General features: G+C 60.2%; 15 protein-coding genes. 5 read left to right on the plus strand and 10 right to left on the minus strand.

Annotation, left to right across the window (positions count from 1 at the left end):
- Positions 1 to 118 precede the first annotated feature (118 nt).
- A complete protein-coding gene (locus ACZ5IL_RS19840; RefSeq protein WP_464594169.1) occupies positions 119 to 661 on the plus strand; it encodes a DNA-methyltransferase in 543 nt (180 codons plus the stop codon).
- A 355-nt stretch (positions 662 to 1,016) separates the two neighbouring features.
- On the opposite strand, the gene ACZ5IL_RS19845 is transcribed toward ACZ5IL_RS19840, so the two are convergent.
- The 5 genes from ACZ5IL_RS19845 to ACZ5IL_RS19865 form a co-directional block, all read right to left on the minus strand.
- A complete protein-coding gene (locus ACZ5IL_RS19845) occupies positions 1,017 to 2,330 on the minus strand; it encodes a hypothetical protein (RefSeq protein ID WP_464594170.1) in 1,314 nt (437 codons plus the stop codon).
- Between the two features lie 11 nt (positions 2,331 to 2,341).
- A complete protein-coding gene (locus ACZ5IL_RS19850; protein ID WP_464594171.1) occupies positions 2,342 to 4,003 on the minus strand; it encodes a S8 family peptidase in 1,662 nt (553 codons plus the stop codon).
- Positions 4,004 to 4,385: 382 nt separating this feature from the next.
- Positions 4,386 to 4,859 (minus strand): hypothetical protein, encoded by a 474-nt coding sequence (locus ACZ5IL_RS19855; RefSeq protein ID WP_464594172.1) that lies wholly within the window; start codon positions 4,857 to 4,859, stop codon positions 4,386 to 4,388.
- A gap of 10 nt (positions 4,860 to 4,869) precedes the next feature.
- Positions 4,870 to 5,985 carry a DUF4062 domain-containing protein gene (locus tag ACZ5IL_RS19860; RefSeq protein ID WP_464594173.1) on the minus strand — a complete coding sequence of 372 codons (1,116 nt, stop codon included), beginning with the start codon at positions 5,983 to 5,985 and terminating at the stop codon, positions 4,870 to 4,872.
- 492 nt (positions 5,986 to 6,477) lie between these two features.
- Positions 6,478 to 7,554, minus strand: a complete 1,077-nt coding sequence (locus ACZ5IL_RS19865) for a hypothetical protein (protein ID WP_464594174.1) — start codon at positions 7,552 to 7,554, stop codon at positions 6,478 to 6,480.
- A gap of 159 nt (positions 7,555 to 7,713) precedes the next feature.
- Here ACZ5IL_RS19865 and ACZ5IL_RS19870 point away from each other — a divergent pair, with 159 nt between their 5' ends.
- Together ACZ5IL_RS19870 and ACZ5IL_RS19875 are read left to right on the plus strand one after the other, a co-directional pair.
- Entirely contained in the window at positions 7,714 to 8,007 is a 294-nt protein-coding gene (locus tag ACZ5IL_RS19870; RefSeq protein WP_464594175.1) for a helix-turn-helix domain-containing protein, read from the plus strand.
- A 138-nt stretch (positions 8,008 to 8,145) separates the two neighbouring features.
- Positions 8,146 to 8,391: a hypothetical protein gene (locus tag ACZ5IL_RS19875; RefSeq protein ID WP_464594176.1), complete on the plus strand. Its 246-nt coding sequence runs from the start codon at positions 8,146 to 8,148 to the stop codon at positions 8,389 to 8,391.
- Between the two features lie 72 nt (positions 8,392 to 8,463).
- Here the strand turns inward: ACZ5IL_RS19875 and ACZ5IL_RS19880 are convergent, their stop codons facing one another.
- Entirely contained in the window at positions 8,464 to 8,727 is a 264-nt protein-coding gene (locus ACZ5IL_RS19880) for a hypothetical protein (RefSeq protein WP_464594177.1), read from the minus strand.
- A gap of 77 nt (positions 8,728 to 8,804) precedes the next feature.
- On the minus strand, positions 8,805 to 9,299 hold the full coding sequence (locus ACZ5IL_RS19885) for a hypothetical protein (protein WP_464596949.1): 495 nt from the start codon (positions 9,297 to 9,299) through the stop codon (positions 8,805 to 8,807).
- Positions 9,300 to 9,305: 6 nt separating this feature from the next.
- Here ACZ5IL_RS19885 and ACZ5IL_RS19890 point away from each other — a divergent pair, with 6 nt between their 5' ends.
- Positions 9,306 to 9,488: a hypothetical protein gene (locus ACZ5IL_RS19890; protein ID WP_464594178.1), complete on the plus strand. Its 183-nt coding sequence runs from the start codon at positions 9,306 to 9,308 to the stop codon at positions 9,486 to 9,488.
- Between the two features lie 462 nt (positions 9,489 to 9,950).
- On the opposite strand, the gene ACZ5IL_RS19895 is transcribed toward ACZ5IL_RS19890, so the two are convergent.
- The 3 genes from ACZ5IL_RS19895 to ACZ5IL_RS19905 are packed head-to-tail and all read right to left on the minus strand — an operon-like array spanning position 9,951 to position 11,761.
- The gene (locus ACZ5IL_RS19895; RefSeq protein WP_464594179.1) at positions 9,951 to 10,610 is read right to left on the minus strand and encodes an NADPH-dependent F420 reductase; all 660 of its coding nucleotides are present in this window, start codon (positions 10,608 to 10,610) and stop codon (positions 9,951 to 9,953) included.
- Positions 10,611 to 10,618: 8 nt separating this feature from the next.
- The gene (locus ACZ5IL_RS19900) at positions 10,619 to 11,050 is read right to left on the minus strand and encodes an ester cyclase (RefSeq protein WP_464594180.1); all 432 of its coding nucleotides are present in this window, start codon (positions 11,048 to 11,050) and stop codon (positions 10,619 to 10,621) included.
- Between the two features lie 45 nt (positions 11,051 to 11,095).
- The gene (locus ACZ5IL_RS19905) at positions 11,096 to 11,761 is read right to left on the minus strand and encodes a hydrolase (protein ID WP_464594181.1); all 666 of its coding nucleotides are present in this window, start codon (positions 11,759 to 11,761) and stop codon (positions 11,096 to 11,098) included.
- Positions 11,762 to 11,877: 116 nt separating this feature from the next.
- Here ACZ5IL_RS19905 and ACZ5IL_RS19910 point away from each other — a divergent pair, with 116 nt between their 5' ends.
- The gene (locus tag ACZ5IL_RS19910; protein WP_464596950.1) at positions 11,878 to 12,807 is read left to right on the plus strand and encodes a LysR family transcriptional regulator; all 930 of its coding nucleotides are present in this window, start codon (positions 11,878 to 11,880) and stop codon (positions 12,805 to 12,807) included.
- The last annotated feature ends 56 nt before the right edge of the window (positions 12,808 to 12,863 follow it).

The raw sequence follows: 12,863 nt of genomic DNA on the forward strand, positions 1-12,863 counted from the left end.
ACCGGGAGTTCGCAATGGCATCGGGCGAGATGTCACAATCGGAGTTCACGGCGTTCCTGACATCTGTTTTTACGAACCTGCGGAATTTTCCGTCGATGGTTCGATCCACTTTCAGTGCATGGACTGGCGTCATGTCGACGAAATCCTGCAAGCCGGCCAGAATGCCTATCATGAACTCAAAAATATCTGTGTCTGGGCCAAAAATAATGGCGGCATGGGATCGCTCTATCGTTCTCAGCATGAACTCGTGTTCGTTTTCAAATCAGGGACTAGCCCTCACATCAACAACGTTGAACTCGGCAAGCACGGCCGCTACCGCACCAATATTTGGAACTATCCTGGCGTGAACAGCTTCGGTAACGATCGTTCTGACCTTGCCCTTCATCCAACGGTCAAACCGGTCGCGCTGGTTTCAGATGCCATCCGGGATTGTTCGCATAGAAAGGGCATTGTCCTCGATGCTTTTGCCGGTTCCGGCACGACTTTGATTGCGGCCGAGCAGACGGGCCGTCGCGGTTATGGGATCGAAATCGATCCATTGTATTGCGACGTCATTATCCGCAGGCTGCGCACAGCATGCCGCCTTGAAGCCATCCTCGAAAGTGCAGGCAAGTCATTTCAAGAAATCCAGGCCGAACGCTCTGAACCGGCTAATGCCTGATTGAGAGCTCAAGCTTTTTTCAGGGTCAAGCGGTTGGCGCGTGGCAGTTTTCATAAGACCTGAAATGAAGGCTTGGTGCGATGAGAATCACGACCTCACCGCCGCCCGGGCGTTCCGGCAGCTTCAATCGAGGCTCCATCTTCTCAGGGTCATCCGGCGGTTGGCTTGAGGCCAGAACATCCGAGGCCGGCACCTGCTTGCCATCCACGTTGACGCTGAATTCTGTTTGGGGCGCGGAGAATCCGGTGACACGCCGACGCCGACGTAGCCAGCTTCGATAGATCGAACTTCGAGGCCGTAGAACTTTTCAGGTCTAAACCGAAACGCGTCCCTCCGCGAAATTTGCTTCGTCCGATCAGGCCTGGATCACGCTGGCTAGCAGTTTCCCGACTGTTTCGTTGGTCACGTTATTATGCGCATCGCTCTCCGGGATCTTGAGAATGTATGTGTCCGCCAGAAAGGTGTTGATTTTGCCTCGTTTGGGAGCGAAAGCCGTCGTCGTGTTGTCGGGCTCGCTCGCGCCTGGGGCGATCCTCTGGGGCCCATTGGCGCCCATCGCGCCAAATTCGTCACTGGCATCTCCAATGCTTTGCGTGTTGTCACGCGAGAGCCGGGAGGCAATTGCATAAGCGAGAGTGCAGGCCAGGTCGTTGTGGGTGTGCGTGATGACGATCGGACCCACCGGCTTGCCTATCACCGACGGGAATGCACCGGACATCTGCGTGGACAAGGCATTGTGGGAATAGGCCCCCTGCAGGATAACGAGCGAAAACAGCTGAACATTCGGCAGCGTGGCCCAGCGATCGGCCGCGGCCGTAACCAGCCGTCCTCCGAAACTGTGGCCGATCAGATGAAGGCGAATGGGGCGAGCGGGCGTCAGTTTGGCAAGCACGTTGTCGACAAGGCTGACTCCGACGACGCCGGCGCGCTTCTTCATTTCGAAATAGGTGAGCTGGTTCAGAAAGCGGCCGACGGCGGCGCGCGAGCCATTGACCAGTCCCTGCACCATGCTGCCCAATCCAAGGGTGGACTGAGCCTTCGGTGCGACCTTCAGCAAGGGCGGCGCTGCGAGACTGCCAAGCAGCAGCTGGGACTCCGTGGAGTCGGCCGAGGCCCGAGCAATCCGGGTTGAATCGCGCTTGAGTTCTGCATCGGGCGACTTAGCGTCAATCGATACAGCGGCTGCGCCCTTCTTGACGAGATCGTGCGACACCGTCGCATTCAGCTGCTTGGCCGCAACGCGCGCGGCCGCGATGGTGCCGGCTGCGGAAGGGCCGATGAAACTGGCGAACTCGGCCAAGAGACCTTCGAACTGCTGCTGTGAGAGATCGGCACCTGCGCCGCCTCCCCCGGTCGAGAGCGCGCCGGCTGCATTGGCCGCCGCCAGCGCAGCCTCGTCGAAGTCCGTTTGGTAGGCCTTGGCCGGCCAAAGGACACCTGCAACGACGATCTTGTCGGCGCGGCCGGCGGGAAGATTGTGGCAGGCATTGTCCCACAGCGTGCCGTACAGCTTGGCCGCATCGGCCTTGTCGTTCTTCCAGCCGTGTGAGATCACCACGAGATCTTCAATCCCCGGCGCGTTCAGCAGTTGCGTCAGTTGCGCGGCCACGCTTGGATCGATTGCGCCGGTTTCGTCGAACTGCAGCCAGATTGACGGAACGTTGCTCATGTGGCCTTCCTCTAGACGGATTGTAGGGCGCGCATCAGGTCGAGCAGGCCCGCGCCTTGAAACTCGGGTCGTCGTTTTAAGTTGGTCGCGGACCCGACCAGTATGTCCTTGACCTCCTCGGGACGGCCCCGGAATTCGCTGCGAACTGACAGGAAAGCGGCGATCGCGCCTGAGACGTGCGGTGCCGCCATGCTGGTCCCAGAATCTTCACGGAACAGCGCAATGGTCTCTGTGCCGGCGTTGTCGTTCATCACCGCGCAGGACACAATGCGCTCGCCTGGCGCAACAAGATCGGGCTTCATCCGCCCGTCCGAGGTCGGTCCCTTGGCCGAGAAAAACGATACGCCGAACGCATGCGGCATGTCGCGGTGGGTCGAGCCGACCGTGATCGCGAGGCTGGCGTTGCCTGGATCCGCGATCGTCCCCATGTGCGACGCGCGTTCCCCCTGGCCCGCATAGTTGCTCACGATTCCGTAACCACCGTTGCCGGCCGCCGCAACGACAACGACGCCCGAGCGCACCAGCCGGTCGACCTCGACGCACAGTGGACTCTGGCCGGCAGCGAACCACTCCGGATCGAACGGATAGCCAAGGCTGAGATTGACACCGTGGATCTTGAGGCTCCGTCCATTGTCGTTGCACCGTTGAATGTAGCCGAGCGCGGCCAGCAGGTTGCTGAGATCGCCGGACTGACTGTCGGTCAGAACCTTCAAGCTTAGAAGCTTGCAATCGCGCGCCAGCCCGGCGATTGGCTCGGTGTACTCGCGATCCACGGTCTCGACATTGCCGTTGCTGTCTCGGACCTGCGTCTTGACGACGATCTTCTCGACGGCCGTGGCAACAGCAGGCTCATTGTCGTGAGGTCGGCAAGTCAGTCCGGCGATGATACCGGCGACATGCGTTCCGTGACCAGCCTTATCGGTGAGCGCCGCAGCCGCCGACTTTTCGGGCGAAGGATGGCTCTCGGTGAAATCCTTGTGCATGAGCCCGCCCGGCACCTCGATCGTCTTGAGCGTTTTGAAGTGCGGGTGAGTCGCATCGATGCCGGTGTCGGCCACTGCCCAAACGATTCCCCTTCCCGATGCCCGAAAGGTATTGCGTGCGGCATCGCACTTGATCGTTCTCACCGACTCATACACGCAGCGCGTGATCGTCTGATCATGCCAGATTTTGTAGATGAGATTGATCGGCTTGTTCGGCGCTGTCGGCGTCGGATTGAGCAACTTCCATTCCGAGAGCTTGCCGATCGTCTCACGCGTCAGCTTGGCGAACACGTAGTTGTCCGTCCACATCGATTTCTCGATATCGATGGAGTCAGCATCATTGAAAAGAGTGGACAGCGACTCATCGAGAACAGGCTGCGCCCCCGTGAGTGCGGGAAGAAGCTGCTTGTCGATCAGGCCCGCAAAATCGGGAAACTTGCGGGCCTTTCTGAAAGCGTCCAGCAATGTCAGCCGCGCTCCCCCAATTCCGCCAACGAAATCCCGATTGAATTCGATGATCACGTTCAACACAGGTGGCCGCTTCGCTTGAGCGGCTATTTTGCCTGGCTTCTTCCGAACGCCGCCGTCCATGACAGCCAACAAGTCCGGCGCAATCGAAGTCTTGGCCAAAATGTTATTAGTCTTGGCGGATGTGTTGTTTGTCTCGTTCGAATCGATCTTGCGCGCCAAGGAATTGTCCCCACCAAGTGCCGTACACGCACGTCGCGCGATTCATAAATCGGGTTGAAATGGCGGGCGCGTTCATCACGCGCGAATGGATGACTCAGCAGCCCGTTCCTATGTCCAGGAGAATTGCACATGGACCGAGCGGGCGCAATTGGCAACGCTCTTCACAGGATGCGTAAGCCGTCCCGCTACTTAAGTTGCTGATTCTCGATCGGCTCGTATAGTTGATCCGCCTTATGGGCAGCCGATAGCGCCGACAAGCCCGACGTGCCCTCGGCGAACGGGCCCGACATGGTGGAAGGGCCCGGACTACAATCGCTACCTTGCGGAAAACACGCCGTAGGCAGCGTGGTATCGCATGCTCGGTTGATGGCCCGTTCGCAGGTCAGGCTGCCGCCGCCTCGCGAGCATCGAATGTTTTGAGAACGCGCTTTGATAGCCCCTCGCCGACAACAATCTGCCAACGCGCGAAGGCGGCGGATTCGTTTTCGTGGCACGCAGGGAGGTCAGCAACAATGGCAATTGTCGATACACTCCGATGCGGGTCGCGTTGGGCTCGGATGGAGAGGCGGGTATGCTTGCGAACGAGTACTCCAAGCGGCTGGCCTTCGCTAGCATCGAGGATGCTTGTCTCGTCGATTTCGATGGCAACGTTGGGCACGAGAACTCCTGTCCAATCGTCATTGCCAGCGCTCGGCATGTATGAAAACCGGTACTGGCCGTCGAGGAAAATTGCGGTCGGTTCACCCGGCGCAGACGTAACAAGAAAAGAAGCTTCCCCCGCGTCGCGGCGCAGCAGGAGGGTTATGCCCGAGGCGAGGGCCAAAGGGCCAACCAAAAACTCGTGGGGAGCTAGCATGCCGGCCCTCTCATGAACGCTTCCATTGCCTGCGCAACGGCACCAGCAAATCTTCCGCAATGCGTTGTCGGTCTAGCCGCAGCGCGGGACGAGGCTTGTGCAGCGAGACCGGCTCACGCTGTTCATTCCGGTAAATCGACATCGTTCCACCGTTCGGGCTGGCATCTTGTTCGCGCTGCGTGCGCCATGCCATGTAGTCGCTTGCCTCGATCTGTACGGCGCAGACGATATGCGACAAGCGCTGCGTCGGATCGACATGGTCAAGCAACCACGACGCATAATTGAGTCCGGCGGTGATGCTCGCAAGCACCGTCTCTTCAATGACCGCAGGAAAGCTTATGTGGTTGTTGCGCCGCTGGTCGGCTTCCTCAAGCGCGATGCGAAGCACAATCGCGCCATCCTCCTCCAACTGAATGCGTCCGCCGCCCTGCTGTTCGAGCACGAGCGAGTCACCATCCATGCCGGTTTCGACACCCAGATTGCGGAAGAAAATGCGCGCACCGAATAGTGCCTCGCGGTGAAGGGCTTCCCCAAGGACAGGCGCTTCAATCTCGGCCGGACGTAGGATTTGCTGTTGCGGGCCCCCGGCAACGGCGAGGGAGATGGCTGCCACTCGTGAGCTGTGGCGCTCGTCCTTCGGCAAGAGCTCTTTCGCGCGCTGGACCAGATCCTTAGGATCAACCGTCCCGACCGCGCGGGCGAGGTCGTAGTCGTGCAGCGCCCGGATAAGTTCGTCCCGCAAATCATCTGGCGCTCTAAACCCGACGCGGAACAGCCCGTTTTCCCACTCCTGCACTTCCCTGATGAATGCCGCCTGCTGGGGCTCAGGCGTCATACTCTCCTGTACGAAAGCGATCACTGGCTTGCGGCCCTTGGCCTCGCGATATTCTTCATGCGTTGCCGACAGGCCCGAGCCGGGCTGGGGTTGGCCATAGCTTTGGCCCAGAACGAGCACGACAAGGTCCGCGCTCCGCAGGCCCTGCAGGCAAGCGACCTGCGGCGAATGCGGGCTGGCTCCGAAATCCTCGGCCATCACGGGCTCGTGCCGCAGCGCGGTAATCGCCCCACGGCAGGCCTGCCGCTCGTGCCCAAATCCGGAAATGAGGGAGCTGACGAAAACCTTCATGGCCGCGATATAGCGCTTTTCCTCAACCGCTCAACGGCCCGAATACGATGAGTCCGCTTCGACCGGTTGAACGCAGTCGCCCAACACGGCGGGCAGGCTACGCCATCTACCATTAATTCGCCATCCTGCTTCACCCCGTGTGCGACGATCTGCAACGCGCCATCCGGCCGACGGTGCTGCAGCCTCAGCGCCCTCTCCCGCCGGCGCGGTGAGCCACACCTCGATCTCGTCCGGTCCAGGACTGTTTTTACCAGTATGAAAGCGGAAAGGTCCATTTGCCGATCTCGGCTTCGTGGCTAACGAATCTGGAGGCAGAACTATTCGCTTTCCCTCACTCGCGGCACGACGATCAGGTCGATAGCATCGCCCAGGCCCGGCCTATGAGATCACCGGATACGACACCTCGATGAGGTGGGCGCGGCATGTTTGGTAACGATCGCTCGCGGAGACGATCCGCGAGCCTTGTCCTATCGAGAATTCTGGCCGGTTAGCTCAGACCGAGTCATACTTTGGAAACGCGCGCTGCAGCCGATCGATAGTGGTCTGCCATGCCGGGACCTTGGGCGCGCAGACAGTGTTGCGGTTACCGAACAGGCCCGGCTGGTCGATGGCGTTGGCTTCCGGAACGGTCTCGGCCCATTCGATCGGGACGAAGTGCTCCATCTTCTCGGGGTCATCCGGCGCTTGGCTTGAGGCCAGAACATCCGAAGCCGGCACCTGCTTGCCATCCACGTTGACGCAGAACTCTGTTTGTGGCGTGGAGAATCCGGTGACCCGGCCGACGCCGACGTAACCGGTGCGGGGAATCTTGACCCAGATCCGGTCCCCGGGCTTCAGCAACTTCAGGGTGTTGGTAAACCAGGTGCCGCCGCCCGCGCTAATAAAGCCATACTTGACCGCCTCCTCCCAGGAGCGGCCCTCGCCTCCGAATGAGACATAATACTCGCCATTCCAGGGCCCCGGCGGCGATCTTGAGGTGGTCGCGCTACTGGCAGCCTGTGATTCCGCGGGATCGCGGAGCCAGGCACGGCTGAGGAGTTTTTCGGCCCCGCATTCAAAGACCTCGAAGCAGAGCACATTGATGGCGACCGACCGCTTGCTGAGATAAGACACGATCCGCTCGGAACTGGCATCCAGCGAGGCCGCCACAATGACGATCTGGTGCTGATGAGGGAAGACTTCGGTATCGAGGCCTACGCCAAATCTTGCTTCAAAATCCTTCGCAAGGTCCCCACCCTTCTTGAACCGGGAATAGATCCGCGCCACGGCCTCGGCGTCGAGCGCCTCGACCCAGGTGGCATAATCGATCGCTTGAGCAACCACCTCTCGCGGCGACCGGCCACGCTTGAGCTCGATCAGAATCAGGGAGCTGTCCGGCGCGATCGCCAGCAAATCGATCCGCCCTCCGAATCCGGTATCCTCCTGCTGACCGATGATCATCCATTGGTCGGAGACGATCTCGGGTTTTGCCACGATCATCTCTTCCAGCTGCCGTTCCGAGGCAAGCCTGGCTTCTGGAAGACGCTCGGGTGATTGGCCGACCCGCCAGATCTGTTGATTGAGCTGCATGTGTAACCTCCGTGGCTCGCGTGAACATGGCCACAGCAATTGCTTCGCTGCGCGCCTGTATCCACTCCAAAGCGAGGTAGCCCCATCAGAACATCAGGTCAGAGTTAATATAATCCTTTTTTTGGGATAATCCCGTCTCGGGATCAGCTTGCCCGGGCGATGACCATTTCCGCCCGCGGGATCGGCAAAACCGTCCACTCCTCAGATCAGGCCGCCCTCTGCGCCCTGATGGTGGCTGCCCGCAAGCAGGCCGGCCTAACCCAGCATGAGCTAGCGCGCCGACTGAAGCGGCCCCAGTCCTTTGTCGCCAAGTATGAAGGCGGTGAACGCCGGATCGATGTCATCGAATTCGTGACGATCGTGCGCGCCATTGGCGCCGATCCCGTCAAACTGCTGCGAGATCTGATGGCAGGAAAGCCACCGGCCAAACCCCGGCGCGCATCGGCGAAATAGTCTACTCTCCCCGTATTCAGGCGCCTGCGATCACATCGTGATCCGATACCCGCGATCTTCGCCACAAGATTATCCAGGTTCCGCTCGACATCGCGCGGCGACAGAGCGGTAGTCGGTTCAACTCTTGCGGAGGGCCCGATGGAGCGCACCAACCTAGAACCAGCGATCAAGCTCATCATTGCCGAGGTTCATATCCGCCTGAGCGAAGCTACACGCATTGCCAAGGCCGCCGAGGCCTGTGTCCAGAACGACGCAATTGGTGAGGGTGTTGAGGTCTCCATGGATATCGAGCAGCTCATTTATGAAGCCGGGCGGCTCCATGACGCCGCCTCGCTGCTAAGCCGCATGAGGCGAGACTCAAACCGTGATACTGACTCTGGCTAACCGGAATTCGCAGCAATAGTTGGCGAAGATTGTTGAGTTCAGCGATATCGGCAGCGGTCAGTTGGCTGACGGTCATCGAATGCTCTCCTCATTTGGGCCACAAGACGTTATCCAGGATCGAATCGTCGCCTTCAGATAGCGCACGCGCTCATTGGCATAACGCACGCCGCCGTGCAGGCGCAGGTCCATGAAGCTGGCGTCGGCACTTATGTGGTCACAGACTTCAAACTCATAAGTGCACCAAAAATCGGGATTTGTCGGTTCGGAACATCTGGCGGCAAAAAACTCTTCGGTATTATTCGGCGAATAAAGTTCGATAGATGCTCCATACGACATACGACCCTAATCTGGTCGCGATGAGCCCCTCAAAGGAGCCCCGATTGACGTACTGCGAACTCTCGTATCGCTTTAGGCTACCTGCCGGGGGGAGGAACGGTGTAGCCTAGCCTGACAGTGGCAACCTCCGCTCGCATTGTATCCCGGAGCGGAAAATCAGAGTCTTTCTGCGCTTTGAGGTCTTTGAGGCGAGCGACACAGGACTCCGTGCGGTCATGAATTATGGCCACGGCCACTCTAGTAACGTCAACCCGCTGCGGAAGGCCCGCGTCACTCTGTTGTTTTTGTGGTTCGGCTACAAAGAATATGTAACCACGCGGTATCCTCAGCGTCGCATGTTCGTTTGAACCCAGCCAATTGCGACGCAGTCGCACATCGATCATGTCCATCCGATCCGGAATACGCCTCCATTCCAAGAACGGAATCAGCGCGCGCCGAACTTCGCCGAAGACAATGTCATCGCCGTCACCGCCGCGCAGCACATCGTTGCCACAACCACCATCGATATAGTCGTCACCGGTATTGCCGAGTAACTTGTATTTGGTGACAAGCCGGGAGGCTTCGGCGCCTATCGCGACATGGAGCTATATGGTCGCGCTGCCTCCAAGAACAAGGAACTGGTGGTGGTCGAAGGGTGGTCGCACTACGACCTTTACGACAAGCCCGAGCCCGTGCGCCTGGCGCTGGAAAAGCTGGTGCCGTTCTTCAAGACGCATCTAAACGGCGCGACCGCCGCAAGCCGGCCCCAGGCGGCAGAATAGGCGCGCTTTTTTCCGCGAAGCGGAGCCGGACTTCCACCCTGCTGCGTATCTTAATGAGGACAGAAAATAACGAAAGTGCTTGTTCTGGGCGCGAGTGGTCACTTACGAGACATTCACAGTCGGAGGCTCCTAGAAATTTCTTTGTGTTGTAGTGCTCGTCAGGTGTCGTATTGGAGGGCTATGGAGCGGACGTAGTTGTCATCATCACCGGTGCGACGCGCCGTCGCAGGTGAAGATGAGAACTATATCTCCTTCATAGCCCTCTGAAGCCTTCCTCATGCGAGAATCGAGGTCGCCACTCTCTCAGCCTCCTCCTGCACTCAGACGACGGAAGCACCACGCCGATATGGGGCATTGTTCGGGGGACATGCCGCCCTTCAGCACGCCCCCGAGCGATCGTTAGCCGCCCGCCAGACGAGTTGGCGGCGCTGACATCGGCTCGGGCATCCCGATGTCAGATGCTCAACCCATCTTGACGAGGTTCTGGTTCGGCAGCGGGCCGCCGGGGAATTGAGTGAGCTTGCCGCCGACCGCCAGCGAGCCGAGATCGATCCCGGCAAATCCGATCCGCTCGATGAGCGATGCCACCTCCGCCTTGGCTGCGGTATCGTCGCCGGAATAGAACAGCACGCGCCGTCCGCCATCCGAGCCCGGATCGGTGGCCAGCAGTTCAGCCCGGAGGTGATTGAAAGCCTTCACGACGCGGGCTCCGGGGACGAGAGCGGCAAACACCTCGCTGGACACACGGCCGCCGAGCTCCGCAGGCTTGAACAGCGGCGCCTCGATCGGATTGTTGGCATCGATGACGATGCGCCCCTTCCAGTCTGGAAGTCCCGCCATCGCTGTGGGAAGCTTCGTCCAGTTCACTGCCACGACGACGATGTCGGCGCTTGCCGCTTCCTCGCGGCTGCCTGCCTTGATGGACGGTCCGAGTTCGCGGACCAGGCCGTCAAGCGAATCCGGGCCGCGGCTATTCGAGATGGTGGCCTCGACACCAGCCCGGCTCAGCGTCCGGGCAAAGGCGGCGCCGATCGCGCCGGAGCCAATGATGCCAATAATCATGTGATGTTCCTTCCGGGGTCGGCGCCGGCAGCGGTCGAACGCGCCGGTGCGTGATTTCACAATCTGTTTCAGATGATGGGTGCGGCGCCGAGCTGCTGCATCAGCGAGAAGAGATTGGCGACACCCCAATGCTCGGCGATCTGTCCGTCGCGCACCCGCATCACGTCGACGGTCTCGAACTGGATTTTCCGGCCTGTCGGCGCCACGCCGAAGAACTCTCCCAGATGCGTCCCATGATAGGTCTTGTAGGTCGTCACCCGGTCGCCATCGGCAAGCTGCCAGTGGATTTCGGCATGGAAGTCCGGAAAGGCGGCGCGGAGGACCTTGTACAGCTCCCGCGCGCCGGCTTTGTCGGGGGTGCGGCCCGGTTGCGGCGTGTGGTCGATGAAGTCGTCGGCGAACAATTCCTCGAAGACCGCGAAATCTCCGCCGCCTTGCACTTCGTCAGTGTTGCGGCGAACCACCGCTTTCGCGGCTTCGCTCACGTCGATCTTGGTCATGACATGCTCCAGAATTGAACGGTGCTTGTGCGATACCCGGCGCGTTCAGGCGCCGACGCCAGCGGCCTGGCCGAGAAGCTGGAGTTCCCACGCGAACGAGGTGCCGGTGGCGCCGGTGTGCGGCAAAACCGTTTCGCCGAGGGCCTTCGCCGTGTCCTGGCGCGCCCAGTCGCGCTGCCATTCGCTCGCGACCGCCAGCCAGTTCATCGGTACGACGCCAGCCATCATCATGCGGCGGACGCCCATCTCATGCGCCTCGACGCTCACGCCGCCGGAAGCATCGGTGACGGCGTAAACGTCATAGCCTTCGCCAGCCGCCTGGATCGCCGGCATGGCGAGGCAGATTTCCGTCCACAGCGCCGCCATGACGATCTTCTTGCGGCCGGTCTTCTTCACCGCATCGACGACCCGCGCGTCTTCCCAGGTGTTGATCCAAGTCCGGTCGATCGGCTTCTGCTCCGGGAAGACCTCCTGCAGCCCCTTGATGAGCTTGCCGCCACGGTCTTCCACCACGGTGGTCAGGATTGTCGGAACGTTGAAAGCCTTCGCCGCCTTCGCGAGGCCGATGACGTTGTTCACGATCATCATCGGCTCATGGCTGTGCAGGTTGGCGAACTGGAACGGCTGGTGATCGATCAGGATCAGCACTGACTCTTCCGGGGTCAGCAGGGCGTTGAGGCCGTTCTTGGGGGCATTGGGCTGGGTGGTCATGAGCGTCTCTCCCGTTGGCGTTGCGTTGCTCGCCACCCAGCTATCGCTCTTTTATTGACCTATCATTAGCCGGTAATTTCTGGCAATTCTTACAAGCATCACTTGAAGAGGTGTCCTTGGAGACGCTCGGTAACCTCGAATCCTTCGTCCGCAGCGCGGAAGCTGGCAGCTTCTCGGTTGCCGCGCGCAGGCTTTCGCTGACCCCGGCGGCGGTCAGCCGCAACGTGGCGATGCTGGAACGCAATCTCGGTGTCCGGCTGTTTCATCGCAGTACGCGCAAGCTGACGCTGACGGATACGGGCGAACGTTTCCTGCTGGAGATCAGGAAAAACCTCGAAGGGCTCCAGCACGCCATTGCGGGCGTGGCGACCAGCGACGGAGAACCGGCGGGCGTGCTCAAGGTTAGTATGGGCCTCAACTTCGGGGCGGATTACATCCTCCCGATGCTGCCCGCCTTCCTTGCCCGCTATCCCGGCATCCGTCCCGATTGGCAATTCACGACGAGGCAGGCGGACCTGATCGCCGAGGGCTTCGATGCCGCGATCGGCGGCGGCATCGAATGGGGTCCCGGCGCCATCTCGCGCACGCTCGCACCGCTGCATCTGATCGCGGTTGCTTCACCCGACTACATGAAGAAGCGCAGACATCCGACCGACCCCACGCAGCTTTCCGCGTTCGATGGGATAGCATGGCGCTCATCAAGGACGGGCCGCGTCCACGAGCGCATCATGCGCAATGTCGAAGGCACCAAAGTTCCGGTCAAACTCAAGGAGACGATCATCCTTGACGACCCTGAGGCGACCTGCCGCGCGGCGCTGCTTGGCCTCGGCGTGACCTTGAACGCTGTGTGCCACGTTCTGCCGCATCTGGAGAGCGGCGCGCTGATCCGCCTGCTGCCACAATGGTACATCGACGAAGGCCCGATCTCGATCTACTACGCGAGCCGGACGCTGCTTCCGTCAAAGACCCGTGTCTTTGTCGATTTCGTCGTCGAGACGTTTCGCGCCAATCGCCTGGCTGAGCGCTTCGCCGGAAGCTTAGGTTAGATGGTGCGTCCAAGCCGTGTGCGTGGTGCTTGCACGCTCCTGGCGAATAAAAATTT

The organism is Nitrobacter sp. CN101 (genome assembly GCF_055390255.1).